The organism is Pseudomonas sp. NPDC089569 (assembly GCF_050280625.1).
Lineage (GTDB): Bacteria > Pseudomonadota > Gammaproteobacteria > Pseudomonadales > Pseudomonadaceae > Aquipseudomonas.
This window is the reverse complement of sequence record NZ_JBNNVQ010000003.1, coordinates 119,172-139,370: the sequence shown is the minus strand read 5'-3', so window position 1 is coordinate 139,370 and position 20,199 is coordinate 119,172. Positions and strand designations below refer to the sequence as shown.

At 61.6% G+C, this 20,199-nt stretch carries 18 protein-coding genes; 13 read left to right on the top strand and 5 right to left on the bottom strand.

Annotated elements, in window-relative coordinates; all coding sequences use genetic code 11:
• Positions 1 to 162: 162 nt before the first annotated feature.
• Complete coding sequence (sohB, locus tag ACQKP2_RS02995) at positions 163 to 1,185, bottom strand: protease SohB (RefSeq protein WP_427574244.1); 1,023 nt, start codon at positions 1,183 to 1,185, stop codon at positions 163 to 165.
• A gap of 201 nt (positions 1,186 to 1,386) precedes the next feature.
• On the opposite strand from sohB, the gene ACQKP2_RS02990 reads away from it, so the two are divergent.
• From ACQKP2_RS02990 to ACQKP2_RS02970, 5 genes are all read left to right on the top strand, one after another.
• On the top strand, positions 1,387 to 2,097 hold the full coding sequence (locus ACQKP2_RS02990; protein ID WP_427574242.1) for a histidine phosphatase family protein: 711 nt from the start codon (positions 1,387 to 1,389) through the stop codon (positions 2,095 to 2,097).
• 64 nt (positions 2,098 to 2,161) lie between these two features.
• Positions 2,162 to 2,476 carry an SCP2 sterol-binding domain-containing protein gene (locus ACQKP2_RS02985; protein ID WP_427574240.1) on the top strand — a complete coding sequence of 105 codons (315 nt, stop codon included), beginning with the start codon at positions 2,162 to 2,164 and terminating at the stop codon, positions 2,474 to 2,476.
• 126 nt (positions 2,477 to 2,602) lie between these two features.
• Positions 2,603 to 3,466 (top strand): LysR family transcriptional regulator, encoded by an 864-nt coding sequence (locus ACQKP2_RS02980; RefSeq protein ID WP_427574238.1) that lies wholly within the window; start codon positions 2,603 to 2,605, stop codon positions 3,464 to 3,466.
• Positions 3,467 to 3,571: 105 nt separating this feature from the next.
• Complete coding sequence (locus ACQKP2_RS02975; protein ID WP_427574236.1) at positions 3,572 to 4,717, top strand: sterol desaturase/SRPBCC family protein; 1,146 nt, start codon at positions 3,572 to 3,574, stop codon at positions 4,715 to 4,717.
• The gene (locus ACQKP2_RS02970; protein ID WP_427574235.1) at positions 4,714 to 5,802 is read left to right on the top strand and encodes an SMP-30/gluconolactonase/LRE family protein; all 1,089 of its coding nucleotides are present in this window, start codon (positions 4,714 to 4,716) and stop codon (positions 5,800 to 5,802) included. Before ACQKP2_RS02975 ends, ACQKP2_RS02970 begins: the two co-directional genes overlap by 4 nt.
• 257 nt (positions 5,803 to 6,059) lie before the next feature.
• Here ACQKP2_RS02970 and ACQKP2_RS02965 read toward each other — a convergent pair whose 3' ends face one another.
• On the bottom strand, positions 6,060 to 6,293 hold the full coding sequence (locus tag ACQKP2_RS02965; protein WP_427574233.1) for a DUF465 domain-containing protein: 234 nt from the start codon (positions 6,291 to 6,293) through the stop codon (positions 6,060 to 6,062).
• Positions 6,294 to 6,512: 219 nt separating this feature from the next.
• Here ACQKP2_RS02965 and ACQKP2_RS02960 point away from each other — a divergent pair, with 219 nt between their 5' ends.
• Complete coding sequence (locus ACQKP2_RS02960; RefSeq protein ID WP_427574232.1) at positions 6,513 to 7,031, top strand: DUF4142 domain-containing protein; 519 nt, start codon at positions 6,513 to 6,515, stop codon at positions 7,029 to 7,031.
• A gap of 317 nt (positions 7,032 to 7,348) precedes the next feature.
• Here ACQKP2_RS02960 and ACQKP2_RS02955 read toward each other — a convergent pair whose 3' ends face one another.
• Positions 7,349 to 8,038 carry a GntR family transcriptional regulator gene (locus tag ACQKP2_RS02955; protein ID WP_427574230.1) on the bottom strand — a complete coding sequence of 230 codons (690 nt, stop codon included), beginning with the start codon at positions 8,036 to 8,038 and terminating at the stop codon, positions 7,349 to 7,351.
• A 140-nt stretch (positions 8,039 to 8,178) separates the two neighbouring features.
• Here ACQKP2_RS02955 and ACQKP2_RS02950 point away from each other — a divergent pair, with 140 nt between their 5' ends.
• From ACQKP2_RS02950 to ACQKP2_RS02920, 7 genes are all read left to right on the top strand, one after another.
• Positions 8,179 to 9,261 carry an ABC transporter ATP-binding protein gene (locus tag ACQKP2_RS02950; RefSeq protein ID WP_427574228.1) on the top strand — a complete coding sequence of 361 codons (1,083 nt, stop codon included), beginning with the start codon at positions 8,179 to 8,181 and terminating at the stop codon, positions 9,259 to 9,261.
• Position 9,262: 1 nt separating this feature from the next.
• Entirely contained in the window at positions 9,263 to 10,180 is a 918-nt protein-coding gene (locus tag ACQKP2_RS02945; RefSeq protein ID WP_427574226.1) for an ABC transporter permease, read from the top strand.
• Entirely contained in the window at positions 10,177 to 10,965 is a 789-nt protein-coding gene (locus tag ACQKP2_RS02940; RefSeq protein WP_427574224.1) for an ABC transporter permease, read from the top strand. Before ACQKP2_RS02945 ends, ACQKP2_RS02940 begins: the two co-directional genes overlap by 4 nt.
• A 17-nt stretch (positions 10,966 to 10,982) precedes the next feature.
• Complete coding sequence (locus tag ACQKP2_RS02935; protein WP_427574222.1) at positions 10,983 to 12,041, top strand: extracellular solute-binding protein; 1,059 nt, start codon at positions 10,983 to 10,985, stop codon at positions 12,039 to 12,041.
• 166 nt (positions 12,042 to 12,207) lie between these two features.
• Positions 12,208 to 13,404 (top strand): amidohydrolase family protein, encoded by a 1,197-nt coding sequence (locus ACQKP2_RS02930; RefSeq protein WP_427574220.1) that lies wholly within the window; start codon positions 12,208 to 12,210, stop codon positions 13,402 to 13,404.
• The gene (locus ACQKP2_RS02925; RefSeq protein ID WP_427574218.1) at positions 13,401 to 14,888 is read left to right on the top strand and encodes an amidohydrolase family protein; all 1,488 of its coding nucleotides are present in this window, start codon (positions 13,401 to 13,403) and stop codon (positions 14,886 to 14,888) included. The genes ACQKP2_RS02930 and ACQKP2_RS02925 overlap by 4 nt, the downstream gene beginning before the upstream one ends.
• Before the next feature lie 12 nt (positions 14,889 to 14,900).
• Positions 14,901 to 15,563, top strand: a complete 663-nt coding sequence (locus ACQKP2_RS02920; RefSeq protein ID WP_427574217.1) for a flavin reductase family protein — start codon at positions 14,901 to 14,903, stop codon at positions 15,561 to 15,563.
• Positions 15,564 to 15,702: 139 nt separating this feature from the next.
• On the opposite strand, the gene ACQKP2_RS02915 is transcribed toward ACQKP2_RS02920, so the two are convergent.
• A complete protein-coding gene (locus tag ACQKP2_RS02915) occupies positions 15,703 to 18,801 on the bottom strand; it encodes an error-prone DNA polymerase (RefSeq protein WP_427574215.1) in 3,099 nt (1,032 codons plus the stop codon).
• Positions 18,777 to 20,192, bottom strand: coding sequence for a Y-family DNA polymerase (locus ACQKP2_RS02910; RefSeq protein WP_427574214.1), 1,416 nt, complete (start codon positions 20,190 to 20,192; stop codon positions 18,777 to 18,779). The genes ACQKP2_RS02915 and ACQKP2_RS02910 overlap by 25 nt, the downstream gene beginning before the upstream one ends.
• Between the last annotated feature and the right edge of the window lie 7 nt (positions 20,193 to 20,199).

Sequence of the window (20,199 nt, the reverse complement as noted above, 5' to 3'; positions counted from 1 at the left end):
GGAATGGCACCATAACCGACGCAGGCGGGACAGGCGGCAGGATCGGGGCGTCAGAGCGCCGGGGATTTTTCGCTGAACCATGAAGGTCAAGCGGAACGCGGATCGACGAAAAAAAACCGCAGCAGACGCTGCGGTTTTTGCCTTTACGAATTCGACCGGTCGTTACCAGAAACGCTGCTGAGTCAGGCGACTCCACCAGTTCAGCAGAACACGATCCACCGAACCGCTTGCCGCCATGCCAATGCGCTCCGGCAGGCTTTTGCGTTCGGTGTAGTGCAGGTGATAAAGCTCGGACTGCGCGGCGCGTTCGGCCAGATACTCGTCACTGGTCTTGAGCTCGTCCACCAGTTGCTTGTCGAGCGCGGCGACACCGAGCCAGATTTCGCCGGTGGCCACTTCGTCGATGGCCAGTTGCGGGCGATAACGGGAAACGAAGTTCTTGAACAATTGATGGGTGATGTCCAGGTCCTGCTGGAATTTTTCCCGACCCTTTTCGGTGTTTTCGCCAAATACCGTCAGGGTGCGTTTGTATTCACCGGCCGTCAGCACTTCGAAGTCGATGTCGTGCTTCTTCAAAAGCCGGTTGACGTTGGGCAACTGCGCGACCACGCCAATGGAACCGAGGATCGCGAAGGGTGCACTGATGATCTTCTCCCCGATGCACGCCATCATATAGCCGCCGCTGGCCGCAACCTTGTCGATGCATACGGTCAAGGGAATGCCAGCCTGGCGGATACGCGCCAGTTGCGAAGACGCCAGGCCATAGCTGTGTACCATACCGCCGCCGCTTTCCAGGCGCAGTACGACTTCATCCTTGGGTGTGGCGAGCGTCAGCAGCGCGGTAATTTCGTGACGCAGGCTTTCAGTGGCCGATGCCTTGATGTCGCCGTCGAAATCCAGCACGAACACCCGCGGTTTGGCTTCGGGCTTTTTCTTCTGCTTTTTCTCGGTTTTGGTCTGGGACTTGCGCAGGGCCTTGAGCTGATCCTTGTCGAGCAGCGTCTGCTCCAGACGCTCACGCAGCCCTTTGTAGAAATCATTGAGTTTGCTGACCTGCAACTGACCGGCCGTTTTACGTCGACCTTTGCTGCGCAATGCCGCAAAACTGGCCAGGACCACCAGAATGGCGATCACCAGAGTCACGGTCTTGGCCAGAAAAACGGCATACTCGGAAAAAAACTCCACGGGGACTCCTCAGACGATGCGCAGCATGGACATGCGCGGGATACCTCCAGCATACCCATGCGCCGACCTTGCGACCAGCCGTGAAATGCCTGTCATCAGGGCTGTAACAAGCATTTCAAACAAGCGTATGTTTTTTCATTGACAGCTCACTCTCATCCTCATAACCTCGCCAAACCTTCAACGTACCGGGATGACGCGGACGTGGGCAGCATCTATTTGATTCGACATGGCCAGGCCTCCTTCGGTGCAGACGACTATGACGTCCTGTCGCCCATCGGTATTGCCCAGGCCCGGATCCTCGGCCAGCACCTGGTCGAGCTCGGTATCAGCTTCGACCGCTGCCTGTCCGGCGATTTGCGCCGCCAGCAACACACGGCCAGCAGCGCACTGGAACAATTCGCCGCCGTGGGCATGCCGGTACCGATCGTGGAGACCGATTCGGCCTTCAATGAATTCGATGCCGACGCCATCATCCGCGCGCTGTTGCCGGCGATGCTGCCGGAGGAGCCCGAAGCCTTGAATATCCTGCGCAACGCCGCGCAAAACCGTGCCGAATTCCAGCGCATCTTCGCCCTGATCATCGAGCGCTGGCTGGCCGGCACCTACGATACGCCGGAGCTGGAAAGCTGGCTGGGTTTTGTCGATCGGGTACGGGCCGGATTGCATCGGATCCTCGAACAGGCGGACAACACCCAGAAAATTGCGGTGTTCACCTCTGGCGGCACCATCACCGCCCTGCTCCACCTCATTACGCAAATGCCTGCCAGACAGGCTTTTGAATTGAACTGGCAAATCGTCAACACCTCGCTCAATCACCTGAAGTTTCGTGGTCGCGAGGTGGCCCTGGCTTCCTTCAACAATCATGCGCACCTGCAACTGCTGAAGGCCCCGGAACTCATCACGTTTCGCTGAGTCCGGACTATTGTGACCCTGGCTGTAATCAACCTGCTCTTATTACCCAAGAAAGGATCGAACCATGACCTCCGTAGCTGATGCCGTAAAAACAATGCAAGAAAAGTTCGACCCGTCCGCCGCTGCCGGTCTGGATCTGGTCTTCGGTTTCCGCATCGATGACACCAAGAATTTCTCGCTGATCGTAAAAGACAGCAAATGTGAATTGAAAGAAGGCGAGAACCCGGACGCTCAAGTGACCCTGGTCATGGACGGCGAAACCCTGCAAGGCATCGTCAGCGGCGAGACCGACGGCATGCAGGCTTTCATGGGCGGCAAGCTGCGCGCTGAAGGCGACATGATGCTGGCGATGAAACTGTCCGAGCTGTTCCCTTCCTGATCATGCCGCTCCCGACCTTCGGGAGCGTGGCAAGGTCGCAAACGAATCCCGCCCCCAGTGGCGGGATTCGTCGTTTTTGGGCGTCAGTGCTTTTACAATGCGACCACCTCACAAATCGGCCACGCCATGGATATCGATCTCGCCCGCACCTTTCTGGAAATCGTCCGCCACGGCAGCCTGGCCGCCGCGGCCGAAAAACTGCATGTCACCCAGACCGCGATTACCGCGCGGGTTCAGAAACTGGAAAACCAATTGGGCAGCACGCTGTTCGTGCGCAATCGCGCCGGGGCCCGGTTGACGCGCAACGGTGAAGCCTTCGTGGTGTACGCCAATCAACTGGTGGAAACCTGGGAAGCCGCGCGACGGGATCTGCCACTGCCGGAGGGTTATCACAATGTGCTGCACATCGGTGGCGAAGTCAGCCTGTGCAATCCATTGATGCTCGGTTGGGCCGGCGCCCTGCGCGAAAAAATCCCCGGCCATGCCCTGCGCATGGAAATTCGCGACGGCGAAAACCTGCTGCGCCAACTGGAGCTGGGTGTTCTGGACGCGGCCTTGGTCTATCAGCCCGAATACTGGCCGGGATTGCAAGTCGAGCAGGTTCTGGAGGAAAAGCTGATCCTGGTGCGCCTGCCCGGCCGCGCCGATCCTTATGTGTACGTCGATTGGGGGCCGGGCTTTCGTCGCCAGCACGATGCCGCCTTGCCGGAAAAATCCAGGGCAGCCCTGAGTTTCAATCTGGGCCCGCTGGCCTTGCAGTACATCCTCGAAAACGGCGGCAGCGGCTACTTCCGCACCCGTGTCGTACACAGCTACCTGCAAAGCGGTGCACTGGAACTGGTGCCCAGGGCGCCGGAATTCAGCTACCCCACTTACCTGGTCTATTCCCGTGACCGTGACTCGCCAACCTTGCAACGGGCCTTCGAAGTGCTGCGCGAAGTCATCGAATCCGATGGCGACTGGTCGCAGCGCTGGGACCCACTGACCTGAGTCCGGATTGCACCGGATCATGGCAGTTGTGTCCTCAAGGTCGGCCAGACAAAGCGCCCGGATCGACTACGCTGCTGGAGATAACAATAACGACAGGTGATTGCAGTGAGGCAGACCACCGAAGCATTCCGCAGCCGTTACCGCGCCAATGTTCACCCACGCTATAACCCGTGGCTGCATGGCACTTTTGTACTGTTGTTCGGCCTCGGGGCCATTGCTGCATTCTGGAGCACCGTACACCGGGTACAACCGCTGGAATGGCTGGCCGTACCGCTTGCCCTGTTGTTCTTCAACCTCGGTGTGTACATGGTGCATCGGCATCTGGGGCACCATAAAAAATCCTTTGCGCGGATGTTCTATTCGCGCCATGCCGGCGATCATCACAGCTTTTTCGCCCCCGGCCACATGACTTACGACAGTGCCCGCGACTGGCGGGTGATTCTGTTTCCCGCCTGGCTGATCGTGTTGCATACGCTGGTCATCACCTTGCCGGTCTGGTGGCTGCTGGGGCAATTGGATGGCAATGTCGCCGGACTGGTGGCCGGCTGCCTGGTCCTCGGCTACCTGACTTATGAAGTGTTCCACACCTGCGAGCATCTGCCGCCGCACAATCGACTGACCCGCCTGCCCTGGATCCGTCAGATGCGTCGGCTGCACGAACTGCACCATCGTCGCGAAATGATGCAGGAGCGCAATTTCAATATCGTTTTTCCGTTGATGGACTATCTGTTCGGCACCCTTTACTGGGAGCCCGAGCAGGCCACCCCTTGCCTTTCGAGAACGCCCATGACCCGCATGCAGCATCAGATCGAGATTGCCGGCCACCCCATCGATGTACTCGCCTACGCCAGCACCGTGACCCTTTGGCCGCAATGGCATCCCTCGTCACTGAAGATCAACGGACAGAAAGGTCCCTTGCATGCCGGAGCGCGGTTCGAGGAAGACATTCGCGCCGGTGGTCGCGACGGGCACCTGAGCTGGGTGGTGGACGAGTACTTGCCGGGACGCCGCTGGCGTGCAAGGGCCTTCGGCGATCACGGTCTGTCGCTTGAGCTGACTTACGAATGCCAGGCCCAGGGCGACGGCACGCAATTTGTCCGTACCCTGGAATATCAGTTCAGCGGCGTGGGGATGCGCATCGCCAACACATTGCTGCTCAGGCGACGGATTGACCACGAGTCCGCCGAATCGATGCTGGCGTTGCGCGAAATGGCACAGAAGCACTTGAAGCAAGCGGGAGCCAACGCGTGAGTCGATCGTTCAGGTTTCACCACTGGGTGTTGCTGTTGATCCTGGCCGTTGCCGCATTCCTGCTGTTGATGCCGACCAAAGTGCGCCCGGTGGCCTGGACCCCGGCACCTGCACCGTCCCTGGACAGCGGCGTGTATGCCGACAACCAGCGTCTGAAGGCTGTGGAGCGAGTCGGCGCCGCTGGCATCGAGGGTCCTGAAGCGCTGCTGCTGGAAAACGACGCATTGATCACCGGCCTGCATGATGGGCGGGTCATCCGCACCAGCCTCGACGGCAAGACCACCAAGGTCCTCACCGACACCGGTGGGCGCCCCCTGGGACTGGCCCGCCATCCCAATGGTTTGCTGGTGATCGCCGATGCAATCAAGGGCTTGCTGTCACTGGATGCACAAGGCCGCCTGGTGGCGATGACCACGGCAGCCGATGGCGTTCCCTTCGGTTTCACCGACGATGTGGCCATCGACAAATCCGGGCACTACGCCTATTTCAGCGACGCCTCCAGCCGCTTCGGATACGGCAAGGATGGCGAGGCGATCATCGAACACGCAGGTGACGGTCGCTTGCTGCGTTACGACTTCCAGAGCGGCAAGACATCGGTCTTGCTGGATAAACTGGAGTTCGCCAATGGTGTCACCCTCGGGCCGGACGACGCCTATGTACTGGTCAACGAAACCGGCGCCTACCGCATCAGCCGCTACTGGTTGAGCGGACCGAAGGCCGGCACCCACGATCTGTTCATCGACAATCTGCCAGGCTTGCCGGACAACCTGGCGTTCAATGGGCACGACCGCTTCTGGGTTGCGTTGTACGCACCACGCAGCGCCTTGCTCGACGCCACGGCGGCGCACCCTTTCGTGCGCAAGATGATCGTTCGGGCCATGACCGTGTTGCCCAAGCCGGTGGAGAAACGCGCCTTTGCCCTGGGACTGGATCCGGAAGGCAAGGTGATCGCCAATCTGCAGGATGCCAGCAACGGTAACTACTCGCCGATCACCACCGTGCGCGAGTATGGAGACTGGCTGTACTTCGGTTCGCTCAAGGCGGATCACATGGCGCGTCTGCCGCTCAAAGCCGCACTGCATTAGAAACTGTAGGAGCGAGGCTTGCCCGCGAACCGCACGCCGCAGTATCTCTGATGCATCGGGTCATCGTTGTTCGCCGGCAAGCCTGGCTCCTACAGGACTGGCAGGTCCTTCAACGCCCTGTTCTTCGCTGGGAAATTTCGGATTCATGAGGCACCTCGCATCGAGCCGTCGCATCAGGCCCTGAACATTCGAGGTGCCGGTTTTCATCGCCGTTCCAGTTTTTCAGTCACCGCTCATCGGTGACTGATCACGATCGGTCAGGACGGCGATTCGAGTTGTTTGACGATCTTGTCCTTGACCATCAGCCGCGTTGCCTTGAGTTTGTTCACGGCGTCATCGCTGGATTTGGCTTGCTCTGCCTTGACCACTTCGGCATCCGCCTGCGAATACTTGTTAAGCAGCGAATCCAATAACGGATCCTTGGTGCGTTTCTGCTGGATTTCTTCCTTTGTGCGTTTCAGATCCTGATAAAGGTCATGGGACACCGGCATGGAACACCTCCGTTTGTTAATCGGTAGCAAACGCGATTGATTGCGTTCGCCAGCTATCAGAATGGCCTTGGTTGGCCGGTTCTGTCGACCATCTGTCAGACCGGCGGTGTCCGTTCGTCGCCCTGTCGCCAACGCGATCAAACCTTTGCCGAAACGCTGGCCTCCACAGGTTAACGATCACCTCGATCACCCAGGAAAAACCTGCCTGGAGTAGCCCGTATGGACGGATTCAACCTGCGTTATCTCACGCTGGCTCTTGCCTTGAGCACCGGCCTGGACACGGCCTTGGCAGCAACCTCCAATGAGTTTGTCGACAAGGCGGCCGCCGGCGGCATCGCCGAAATCGAGGCCAGCCGTCTGGCACTCGAGAAAAGTCAGGCGGCCGACGTCAAGGCCTTCGCCAACATGATGATCAGCGATCATTCCAAGGCCAACGATGAGCTGGCGGCCATCGCCAAAAAAAATGCTATCGATGTGCCCAACAGCACGACGCTGGTCAAACAGGCCAAGGAAAAAATCCTCGATCTGCGCGATGAATCCTTCGACGCGGCCTACGCCAACAACCAGGTCAAGGCCCATGAACAAGCCATCGAACTGTTCAAGAAACAGGCCGACACCGTGACGGACGACAAAACCCCGGGTGCGATGGAATTGAAAGGCTTTGCGCAGGACATGCTGCCGGGACTGGAAAAACACTTGGAGATGGCGAAGAAACTCCAGGCTGCTCATCCGATGTAGGAGCCAGCGGTGCGGCGATCCGACTTGCCGGCGAAGGCGTACCTGAGATCGCCTTCGCCGGCAAGTCGGATCGCCGCACCGCTGGCTCCTACAAGCTTTTCCCCGTCGTAAGGGCGGAACCGTCAGCAGCCGTAACCGAAGCAATGGATATGCCCTCAACCCAACGCCATTGATCCCGCAACAGAAATGAGTAACTCCCCCACCTCGCGCATGCACACAAGCTCGCTTTGGTGGCATATCGGCACAGCGGTGCGTACAAGATGAAAGACTGCGATCACGCCCACCAACGCCCCACCCCGCGCATTCACATCGTTCAATCAAACCTCAATCAAATGCTTGAGCGGGTGATAGCCGGTTTTCAGGGTCGCCGCGACATCGAGGATGGCCTTCTCGATGCCATTGAGATGCATGCAGGTCAATTCGATCGCCGCGCTTTGGTTACCCGCCTCGATGTACTCGATCAGCCGCAGGTGTTCATTGTCGCGACAGGCCTCATGGCTGTCGTCATCCAGCGCGGCAGCGTACAGCGACGCCCGGGAAATCAGCTTGCGGAACCAGTCAAGTAACACCGGGTTATTCAGGCTCTGCGCCAGTTTGATGTGGAACTCGCCAAGCAAATGAATCAAGCGCTCGTGATCGCCACTCCTGGCGGCTTCCTCCTCCAGCAGCAGGTGATCGCGCAGGTCCCGGGTCACCGCGGTATCACGGCGGCGGCACAACTCGCTGACGATACCGATCTCGACCAGGCGCCGGGTTTCGAACAGTGAGCGGATCTCTTCGTCGCTGGGCAGCGACACCGATGCACCTTTATTGGGCTCAGTGGTGACCAGGCCATCGGCTTCCAGTTGCTTGAGCGCGGCACGAACCGATGTGCGGCTGACATTGAAAAGCTCGGCCAGCGACGCCTCGCCCAATTTCATTCCGGGGCGCAGCGTGCGCTTGCTGATCGCCTCGTAAACCCCTTGGTAGACACGGTCGACCGTGGTTTCGGTTTTCTTTTCGGTCATTCGATGACTCCTTCAGCGCCACGCAACCGGCCCCAGGCGAATGAACAGCCTTGCAAAAGGGGGTTGCACGAGCAGATTAATCCGGGTATTTCTAAATTGCATCCAGATTTTGCATACAATAATTAGAGGAATGCACCATTATGGGTCATCCAGTTGCAATTGAAGTGCGCCACGTCTCCAAGCGGTACTCCGACGATCCAGGCATTGCTCCTGCCCTGGACAACGTATCGGTGGACATCGCCGACAACGAGTTCTTTACCCTGCTCGGCCCTTCCGGCTGCGGCAAAACCACCCTGCTGCGCACCATCGCCGGCTTCGAACACGTCAGCGACGGCGAAATTCGCCTGGCCGGGGAGCCGGTCAATGACCTGCCGCCGTTCAAGCGCCGGGTCAACACCGTGTTCCAGAGTTACGCACTGTTTCCGCATATGACTGTTGCGCAGAATATCGCCTTCGGTCTCGAGATGCAGGGTCTTGATCAAAAGCAGATACCCCGGCGGGTCGATGAAATGCTCGCGCTGGTACAAATGCAGCATCTGGCCAGGCGTAAACCGGCGGAGTTGTCCGGTGGCCAGCAGCAGCGCGTGGCACTGGCCCGCGCGCTGGCACCCAAACCCAAAGTGCTGCTGCTCGACGAACCGCTGTCGGCGCTGGACCTCAAGCTGCGCAAGGAAATGCAGGTCGAACTCAAGCGGGTGCAGAAGGAAGCCGGGATCACCTTCATTTTCGTCACCCACGATCAGGAAGAAGCCCTGACCCTGTCCGATCGCATTGCCGTGATGTCGGCCGGCAAGATTCTGCAGATCGGCACCCCCACCGAGATCTACGAACGCCCGCAGCATCGGTTCGTCGCGCAGTTCATCGGCGACATCAATTTCCTCCCCGGTCACCTCAAGCGTGGCCAGCAGAACGAAAGCTTTTTTGTACCAAACGGCATGCCGGTGGAGATCCCCTGCCCGGCCCAGGGCCTGGATGGCAAGGTGCAACTGGCCTTTCGCCCGGAGCGTTCGCAACTGGTGGACCCGGCGCAACCGCACCACCTGCGCGCAGTGATCGAAGCGGTGTTGTACGTGGGCACCGCGACGCTTTACCAATGCCGGTTGAACAACGACATCAAGGTCATGTTGCGCGAGAACAACGAGGGCCTGAACCGTAGCCGCGGCGTCGGTGATCGCGTGGCGGTCCACCTGCCGCCCCACGCCTGTCTGCTGATGGAGGCCTGAGATGAGCGTCAGCAGCACTTCTCCCGCACTCGGCCGCGCGCTGTTGCTTAGCCCCGTGGTCCTGACCCTGCTGGCCCTGATCGCCATACCGCTGGGCATCATGGGCTACATCAGCCTGTTGCCGCGCAACGTCTATGGTGGCGTCGACTGGCAGGCCAACTGGCAATTGCAAAGTTACGTGCAGCTGTTTTTCCAGGAAGGTTTCGACGGCGAACTGGAACTCAACTGGGTCTACGCCCAGGCACTGATCCGCTCGGTGTTCCAGGCAGGCGGCACCACGGTCCTGTGTTTCCTGTTCGGCTTTCCGGTGGCGCTGTGGATGTCGAGCCTGACACCGCGGCGGCGCAACCTCATGGTGCTGTTGATCACCATCCCGTTCTGGACCAACCTGCTGATCCGCAACTACGCCTGGCTGATCATCCTGCGCGAACAAGGCTGGGTCGCCCAGACCATCAACGCGCTGTTTCCGCAGGCCGGCGGCATCACCCTGCTCTACAACGACTTCGCGGTCAGCGTCGGGCTGGTGTACAGCTTCCTGCCGTTCATGATTCTGCCGATCTACTCAACACTGGAGAAACTCGACTGGCGCCTGGTGGAAGCCGCCTATGACCTGGGCGCCAATCGCTGGCATGCGTTGCGGCGAATCATCCTGCCCCTGTCGATGCCGGGTGTGATTGCCGGTTCCCTGCTGGTGTTCGTGCCAAGCCTGGGCGCCTTTATCACGCCGGCCATCCTGGGTGGCGGCAAGACCCTGATGATCGGCAACCTGATCCAGCAGCAGTTCGGCACTGCGCGCAACTGGCCGCTGGGCAGTTCGCTGTCGTTCCTGCTTCTGGGAATCCTGCTGCTGTCGCTGGTGCTTTACGCCCTCTATAGCCGCAGCGCCGCCAAAAACCTTCGTCGGGGAGCCACCGCATGATCGCCCTGCACCTGAAAAAACTGCCGATGACCCGGGAAGTCAGCCTGCTGATCCTGGCCTATCTGTATCTGCCGATCTTCGTGTTGATCGCCTACAGCTTCAACGCCAACCGCTCGGCGACGGTGTGGACCGAGTTTTCGCTCGACTGGTACGGGCGGATCCTGGCCAACCCGTCGATCCAGATCGCCGCGCTGAACTCGATCATTGTCGCCAGTATCGCCACGGTTTGCGCCACGGCGATTGCCTTGCTCGCGGCACTGGCCACTTACCGGCCTTTCTACGGGCAGAAAATGGTCGAGGGCGGCATCAACCTGCCGCTGATCCTGCCGGAGATCGTCACCGCCGTCGCCACCCTGCTGCTGTTCATGGCGCTGGGCATCAAGCTCGGTCTGCTGACCGTGATCATCGCGCACATCGGTTTCTGCATTCCCTTTGCGTACCTGCCGATTCGCGCGCGACTCAATGACCTGGACAAGAGCCTGCTGGAGGCGGCGAACGACCTGTATGCCAACCCCTGGCAGGTGTTTCGCCGGGTCACGCTGCCGCTGCTGTGGCCGGCCGTGTTGTCCGGATCGGTACTGGCATTCGTGGTCAGCCTCGACGATTTCATCATGACCTTCTTCGTCGCCGGCCCCGGTTCCACGACCCTGCCGGTCTACATCTTCTCGGCCATCAAGGCCGGCGTGACACCGGAGATCAATGCGATCTCGACCCTGATGCTGGTGATTTCCATCGTGCTGGTGGTGCTGGCCTTCTGGCTGGGACAGCGCGGCAAACAACAATGAGCCTGGAGACTTTGTTTATGAGCAAAAAAGTGAAAAGCCTGCGTTTGGCCGTTGCCGGTCTGGCCTTGAGTTGCTTCACCGCCTTCAGCGCGCAGGCCGCCGAGCCCAAGGAACTGTTCTTCTATAACTGGACCGATTACTACCCGGTCGACCTGTTGGCCAAGTTCGAAAAAGAGACCGGCATCAAGGTCACCATGGACGGCTACGACAGCAACGAAACCCTGTTGGCCAAATTGCAGGCCGGTGGTGCGGCCTACGACGTGATCGTGCCGTCGCAATCGATCATGCGCACCCTGATCAACCAGAACCTGCTGCTGGAGATCGACACCCCGACCCTGCCCAACTTCCAGTACGTCAAACCGGCATTCCGCGACCCGGCATTCGACCCCGGTCGCAAGTTCTCGGCACCGTACCTGTGGGGCACTACCGGGTTCTCCTATGACAGCGCCCGGGTACCCGGCGGCAAGCTGGACGATTCGTGGAAAGAATTCTTCGAGCCGCGCAAGGAGCTGCAAGGGCAACTCGCCGCCCTCGATACCTCCAGCAGCGTGATCAACGCCGCCAGCCATTACCTGAATGTCGATGAATGCAGCGAAAACCCGCAGGACGCCAAGCGCATCCTGGAGCTGCTGCAGAAACAGAAACCGTTCCTGAAGATGTACAGCTCGGACAACACCGTCGACCGCATGGCCTCCGGTGAAGTGATCATGATGCAGAACTGGAACGGCTCCACGGCGCGGGCCACCTTGCAAAAGAGCACCATCAAGTACGTTTACCCACGCGTGGGCCTGGCGATGTTCCAGGACAACTTCGCCGTACCGAAAAGCGCTCCGCACCCCGGCAACGCGAAAATCTTCATCGACTGGATGATGAAACCGGAAAACGCCGCCGCCGTGTCCAACGCCATCGCCTACGCCAACGGCATCCAGAGCGACAAGCTGATCGATGCCAAATGGCAGGTGATGGATGCCATCAACATGCCCGACGAATTCGCCTCGCGCCTGCGCCCGGAAAAAGAGTGCAGCAACAAGGCGCGCGAACTCCAGGACCGGATCTGGGCGAAGCTCAAGGGCTGATGATTTGACTTGAAACCGAGGGGCGGCCATCGCTGTAGGAGCGAGGCTTGCCCGCGAACCAGGCACCGCGGTGCATCTGTCGCACTGCGTTATCGTTCTTCGCCGGCAAGCCAGGCTCCTACAGGCGATGAGGCCCGCCCAGACACTATTGAATTTGAGGTTTGAAATGAATCAACCCCGCTGGCTGCGCAATGTGCGCCCCTACGGCGCACCCGCCGAAGACCTGCTGATCGAAAATGGTCGTTTCACCCAACGTCGTCCGGCCTCCACCGCCGGGTTGCTCGACACCGACATCGACGGCCGGAACCAACTGCTCACCGCAGCATTGGTAGAGAGCCACGTGCACCTGGACAAAACCCTCTGGGGCCAGGCCTGGCGCCCGAACAGCGCCGGGCCGACACTCAAGGATTACATTGCCAACGAACGACGCATTCTGCGTGAAGTCACCACCCCCATCGCACAACGGGCCGGCGCCCTGCTGGAAAACTGTATCGCCCGGGGTTCGCTGACCCTGCGCTGCCACGTCGACATCGACCCGGAATTCGGCCTGCGCCACGTCGAGGCCATGCAACAGTTGCGTGAGCGCTATCACGACCTGATCGACCTGCAATTGGTCGTGTTTCCGCAAACCGGCCTGATCAGTCGACCCGGCACCGCCGAGCTGATGCGCGAAGCCATGGCACTGGGCGTGGAGAATGTCGGCGGTCTCGACCCCTGCGGCATCGACAACGACCCCATCGCGCAACTGGACTTCGTCTTCAAACTGGCCAGCGAATTCGACCGTGGCGTGGACATTCACCTGCACGACAAGGGCGAATTGGGCCTGTGGCAGATCGTACTGATCGCTGATTACACCGAACGTTTCGGGCTTCAGGGTCGGGTCATGATCAGTCATGCCTACTGCCTGGGCATGCTGCCGTGGAGCCAGGTCAAACCGGTGGCCGAACGCCTGGCGGCGCTGGACATTTCACTGATGAGCTCGGCACCGGCCGATTGCGCGGTGCCGCCCTTCCTCGCGCTGCGCGAAAGCGGTGTCAACGTTTGCCTGGGCAGCGACGGTATCCGCGACGCCTGGTCGCCCATGGGCAACGGCGACATGCTGGAACGGGCGATGTTGCTGGCCTTTCGTTTCGACCTGAACAAGGACGACGAACTGGCGGCAGCGTTCGACGCGGCGACGGTCAATGGGGCGCGGGCACTGGGTTGTGAGGGTTATGGGGTGGAGATCGGCGGGCCGGCGGACTTTCTGCTGATGCCCGTACAGACGCTGGGCGAAGCAGTGGTCTCGCGCCCGGCGCGACAGGTCTATCGCGCCGGGCGGTTGATCGCCGAAGGCGGTCGTTTGCTGGACAGCCGCCTGTGAGGCGTATCGGTCTGCGATCAAGCTGCGTGGTCGGCTTCGACGGCACCCAGCATGTGCTTTGGCGCAATGGCGAAGTGGTTTTCGAAGGCTCGCGCATCGAGTTCGTCGGGCGCAACTATGCAGGGCCGGTGGACCAATGGATCGACTACGGCAATGCCCTGATCGGCCCCGGCTTCATCGATCTGGATGCCCTGGGCGATCTCGACTCCACGGTGCTGACCCTGGACAACGGCGACGAACGCGACATGGGCCGGATGTGGTCGGCACAGTATCTGGCACGCGGCCCACGGGAGAGCTATAGCCCGCAGGAAGAAGTCTTCAAGTACCGCTACGCCTTCACTCAGTTGATCCGCAATGGCATCACCACGGCCATGCCGATCACCTCGATGTATTACCGCGAGTGGGCGGAAACCTACGACGAATTTGCCGCCGTGGCCGGCGTCGCGACGGAACTGGGACTGCGTACTTACCTGGGCCCCTGCTACATGAGCGGCATGAGTTATTGGCAAGCCGACGGCTCGCTGGCCCACCACTGGGATGAAGCGCGGGGCATGGCCGGGCTCGATGCCGCCGAGCGTTTTTTTCGCGATTTCGACGGCTCTTCCAATGGCCTGATTCGCGGCGCGCTGCTGCCTGACCGCATCCAGACATGCACGCCGGCGCTGCTTGCACGCACCGCAGCGCTGAGTCGGGAACTCAACGCACCGATGCGCTTGCACTGCTGTCAGGGGCTTGGCGAGGTGGCGATGGTCGAGCAACTGCGCGACACCTCGCCACTGGGCTGGTTGCAGCAGCTCGGGCTGTTGAACCCACGCAGCCTGTTGCCCCATGGCATCTACACCCGCGGCGATGACGACCTGCAACGGCTGGTCGATGGTGGTGCCAGCCTGGTGCATTGCCCGGTGGTGTTTGCCCGTGATGGCGAGGCGTTGAACTCGTTTGGTCGCTATCGCGCCAAGGGCATCAACTTCGCATTGGGCACCGACACCTGGCCGGCGGATTTGCTGGACAACATGCGCCAGGGCTTGAACATCGCGCGATTGATGGAAGGCGGCAGCTCGCTCACCTGCGCACTGGATCTGTACAACGCCGCCACCCTCGGTGGCGCCAGGGCATTGGGCCGCGATGACCTTGGGCGCCTGGCGCCGGGAGCCAAGGCCGACATCACCGTGTTCAGCCTGCGCGGCCTGCATCTGGGGCCCTTGTTCGATCCGTTGAAAAACCTCGTGCTGGCCGGGCGTGGCGATGACTGCATCGCCAGTTACATCGATGGTCGCTGCGTGATGCAGGACGGTCAGGTCAAGGGTATCGACTACCCCCCCATGCAACGCCAGGCCCAACGACAATTCGAAAAACTGATGCGCAGCCACAGCGACCGGGCCTTCGGCCAACCGGACTGGAAAAGCCTTTTCCAACCGGCCATTCCGTTCGCAGACGACTACAGCGCACAGGCGCCGCTGTGCGCCGTCGATCCCCTTCTTTAGAGAATTCTGCCCATGCAAAGCTTTGATTTCGGCCAACTGGGCCCGCGGGAAAAGTACAAGATCCTGATTGGCAGCGTGGTCCCGCGCCCCATTGCCCTGGTGACCACTGTCGACGGTGAAGGCCGCGTCAATGCCGCGCCCTTCAGCTTTTTCAATGCCCTGTCTGCCGATCCGCCGATTCTGGCGCTGGGCGTGGAAAACTACGACGACCAGAGCCCCAAGGACACCACGCGCAACATCCAGCTCAACCAGGAGTTCACCGTCAATATTGTCAGCGACGCGCTGGTGGAGGCCATGAACGTCTGTGCCGTGCCCTTCGCCCCCGGCTTCGATGAACTGACCGCTGCCGGCCTCACCGCGATCCCCGGCACCCGGGTCAAATGCCCGCGCATCGGTGAAGCGCCCGTGGCGCTGGAGTGTCGGCGAATGATGGCGCTGTCCATTGGCCAGTCGCGCGAGATCATTTTTGGCGAAGTGCTGATGGCCCATGTGCGCGACGAGTTGATCGACCCGAAAACCCTCTACATCGATCAACTGGGTCTCGACGCCATCGGCCGCATGGGTGGCCACGGCTATGCACGCACGCGGGACTACTTCGACCTGCCGACACGCTCGTTGCAGGCGTGGACAGAGGCGCCGGGAGGTGGCGAGCGGTTCTGGCCGGCAGGTAAATGATCGTTCCCACGCGCTGATCGTTCCCACGCTCCGCGTGGGAATGCCGCCTGGGACGCTCCGCGTTCCGCTTGTGGAAGTGACGCGGAGCGTCACGGGATGCGTTCCCACGCGGAGCGTGGGAACGAGCAGCGTGCGGGGGTCAGTGGAAATCGCGGCTGCGCACGCTGATGCCGTCTAGTAGCGGACTCAAGTCACTCAAGCGCCCGGCAATCAAATGCCGCACTTCGCCTTCCTTTTCCCAGCGCCCGTCGACCTTGAGCAACTGTGAGCCGACCAGCACCCGCCGTTGGCGCTCGGCCAGGTCGCGCCAGACCACCACATTGACGTTGCCGAATTCGTCTTCGAGGGTGACGAAGGTCACGCCGCTGGCGGTGCCCGGCCGCTGCCGGCCGGTCACCAGCCCGGCGACGCTGACCGGCCGCCCATGCTCGACTGCCAGCAATTCTTTCGAACTGCGGCAACGCCGGGCTTTCAACTCAGCGCGCAACAACGCCAGCGGATGCGGTCCTAGGGTGGTGCCGACGCTGGCGTAGTCCGCTCGCAGGTCCTCGCCGACGGTAGGCTTGGGCAGCACCACGGCGTCCTCTTGCTGACTGGGCAAACCGGCAAACAGACCCAACTGTTTCTGCACCCCCGCCACTTCCCAGCGCGCCCGGTGCCGATCACCGGCCAACCCTCGCAGCGCGCCGGCATCGGCCAGTTGTTCCCGGGCGCGAACATCGAGTCGCGCCCGCTCGCCAAGGTCGGCGATATCGGCAAAGGCGCCCTTGCATCGTGCCGCTTCGATGCGCCGGGCATCGTCCTCGCGAAACCCCTTGATCATCCGCAGGCCCAGGCGAATCGCCGGTTGTGCGCCGGCAATCGGCTCCAGGCTGCAATCCCAGTCGCTGGCCCGCACGTCCACCGGGCGAATCTGCAAATGATGACGGCGCGCGTCCTGCAGAATCTGGTCGGGGCTGTAGAAACCCATGGGCCAGCTATTGATCAGCGCACAGGCGAAGGCGGCCGGTTCGTGGCACTTCAGCCAGCAACTGGCATACGTCAGCAAGGCAAAACTGGCGGCGTGGGATTCGGGAAAACCGTAGCTGCCGAAGCCTTTGATCTGCTCGAAGATCTGCGCGGCAAACTCGGGGGTGTAGCCGTTTTTCTGCATGCCGGCGGCCAGTCGCTCCTTGTGCGGTTCGAGCCCGCCATGACGCTTCCACGCCGCCATGGACCGGCGTAACTGGTCGGCCTCGCCGGGACTGTAGTCGGCGGCGACGATGGCGATCTGCATCACCTGCTCCTGAAACAGCGGTACACCCAGGGTGCGCTTGAGCACCTCGCGCAATTCCTCGGAGGGATAGCTTTCGAGTTCTTCCTTGTTTCGGCGCCGCAGATAAGGGTGCACCATCCCGCCCTGAATGGGCCCCGGACGAACGATGGCCACCTCGATCACCAGGTCGTAGAACTTGCGCGGCTTGAGCCTGGGCAGCATCGACATCTGCGCCCGTGACTCGATCTGGAACACGCCGATGGTGTCGGCTCGGCCGATCATGTCGTAGGTTTGCGGGTCTTCGGCAGGCACCGTCGCCAGACTCAGGTCCAGGTTGCGATGGCGACGAAGCAAATCGAAACAGCGGCGAATCGCGCTGAGCATGCCCAACGCCAGAATGTCCACCTTGAGCAGCCCGACCGCGTCCAGATCGTCCTTGTCCCACTGAATGATGGTGCGCTCGGCCATGGCCGCGTTTTCCACCGGCACCAGGGTGTCCAAAGGCTGCTCGGAAATCACGAAACCGCCGGGGTGCTGGGACAGGTGCCGGGGGAAACCGATCAGTTGCCCGGTCAGGCTGAGCACCCGACGCAATACCGGGCTCTCGGGGTCGAAACCGCCCTCGAGCAAGCGCTCCACTGGCGGGGTCTCGTCGCTCCAGTGACCGCAGCAATCGGCCAGCGCGTTGACCTGATCCGGCGGCAACCCCAGCGCCTTGGCCACGTCGCGCACCGCGCCGGCGGCGTGGTAACTGCTGACCACTGCCGTCAGTGCGGCACGGCTGCGGCCATAGCGCTGGAATACATACTGCAAGACTTCCTCGCGCCGCTCGTGCTCGAAATCGACGTCGATGTCCGGCGGCTCGTTGCGCTCCTTGGAGAGAAAACGCTCGAACAGCATGTTCATTCGATCGGGATCGATTTCAGTGATCCCCAAGGCGAAGCACACCGCCGAGTTGGCCGCCGAGCCTCGCCCCTGACAGAGGATTTTCTCGCGCCGGGCGAAGGCGACAATGTCCTGGACCGTCAGGAAATAACTTTCATAACCCAGCTCGGCGATCAGTCCCAGTTCCTTGTCGATCAACCCGCGTACCTTCTCGCTCGCCCCTTCGGGCCAGCGCTCGCGAACACCGCGTTCGGTCAGGACCTTCAGCCAGGACGTGGCCGTGTGCCCCTCGGGCACCAGCTCGCGCGGGTATTGGTAACGCAACTGGCCGAGGTCGAAGGTACAGCGCCGGGCAATGACCAGCGTTTCATCGAGCAAGGCCGGCGGGTAGAGTTCGCGCAAGGCGTCGAGGCTGCGCAAATGCCGCTCGCCGTTGGGATGCAGGCGCAACCCGGCATCCGCCACCGGCAGGTGATGGCGGATCGCGGTCATGGTGTCCTGCAAGGCCCGTCGCCCCCGGACGTGCATGTGCACATCGCCGCTGGCTACCGCCGCAATATCCAGTTGCCGGGCCAGAGCCAGCAAATCGCTCAGGCGCCGGTGATCGTCCTGACCACGATGCAGCTGCACCGCCAGCCACAGGCGCCCGGCGAAAACCTGCTTGAGCCAGTGGCCCTGCGCGAGGTCATCCACCGCGTCCGGCACCCACAATGCCAGCAGCCCCGGCAACGGCTCGCTCAAATCATCGCGGCGTATTTCATACTGGCCTTTTTGCGTGCGGCGCCGGGCACGAGTGATCAGCCGGCACAGGGTCTGGTAGCCCTCGATGCTCTCCACCAACAGGACCAGTTTCGGACCGTTTTCCAGGCGTATCTCGCTGCCGATGATCAGCGGCAGCTCCACGGACTTCGCCGCCTGCCAGGCGCGGACGATGCCGGCCAGGGTGCACTCGTCGGTGATCGCCAGCGCCTGGTAGCCCTGTTTCTTCGCCCGTTGAAACAGCTCCAGGGCACTGGAAGCACCGCGCTGGAAACTGAAGTTCGACAGGCAGTGCAGTTCGGCATACCCGCCGCTCATGCAAACCAGCCCTGCAGCCACAGGGGACCGCCTTCGCCGACCGTACGATAAGCCCAGCCCTGTTGGCCGGCACGGGTTTCGATCAGGTAGTAGTCGCGGCGCACGTCATCGCCGTCCCACCAACCGGACTCGATGCGTTCCGGCCCCATGAGAATGCGGGTCGAGCCTTCGTGCACCGCCTGGGGCTCGGTGAGCAACCAGCCCGGTCGCTGCACGGAGGGCAATGACGCACAGGGCCGACTGTCGGCAGCAGCCTGCCATGCGCACTCGGGACGGTGATCGGCCTGAAAGCGCAGGCCATGCACCGCGTCGTCCCCCAGCCGTGCACGCAAGCGCTCGCGCAGTTGCTCCCAGGGCAGCGACTGCTGCGGGCGCTCGTCGAACAGTTCCCGATGCTGGGGCGTGAAGGCCGGCAAGTCTTCGGCGCGCAGGCGAAACCCGCGCACCGGTGCCTCGACCTGAACCTGCTCCAGCCGTCCCCGGGCCAGTTCGAACAGCATCGCCGGATCGCGCTCGGCGCTGAGCAGGCCGACCTTGACCAGCGTATCCGGCAGCCCCGCGTGCTCCAGGTGCAGGTCGAAGCGCTGCACGCCACTGTCCCGGCCACAGAGAAACGCCGACAAGTCGCTGGTCAGTCGACGCAACGGAAACAGCAAGGCCTGGTGGGACTGCACATCAAAGTTGAGTTCGATGCGCACATCGAAGCGATCCGGCGGCAGATAGAACGCCAGCGCCAGCCGTCGCGCCCCGAGCAAGGTGTCCAGGTGCTTGAGCACCTGCGCTTCGAAACGTCGGGCCAGACTGTGTCGGGGCAACGCCTGCACCTGGCTCAAGGTGCGCAACCCCATGCGCGACAACGCCGTGGCAACGCCGCTCTCCAGGCCGATCCGGTCGATGGGCAATTGCCCCAGGTGATGCTGCAAGGCTTGATCGTCGGGCACCACCAGGCCGTCATGAAGGTTGGCCAGCATCCGTGCCGCCACCGGGTTGGGCGCGGCGACAATGCGATGGCGAAAGCCCAGCTCGCCCAGTTCCTTGCGCAAGCGCGCCTCCAACTGCGGCCAGGCCCCGAACAGGCCCAGGCTGGACTCGATTTCGAACACCAGCGCCCGCGGGTAATGCACGCTGACCTGGGCACTGAATCGATAGGCCCAGGCAGCCAGAAATTGCTGCCAGTGTTCGATCTCGGCGATGTCGTACTCGGCGGTGGCAAAGCCCTTGCTCAAGGCCTGGGCGGCACTCATGGTCTGGCCGGGACGCAAACCCAGGGCCCGCGCCGGGCCGTTGACCGCCTGCAGGATCCGGCGCTGGGCCGGGCCGGTCAGCAGCGCCAACGGCTCATCGGGATCGGCGCGTTGACGCAGTACCGCGTCCAGCGCCATTTGCGGGAAGACAATGCAGACCCAGCGCATGGCAACC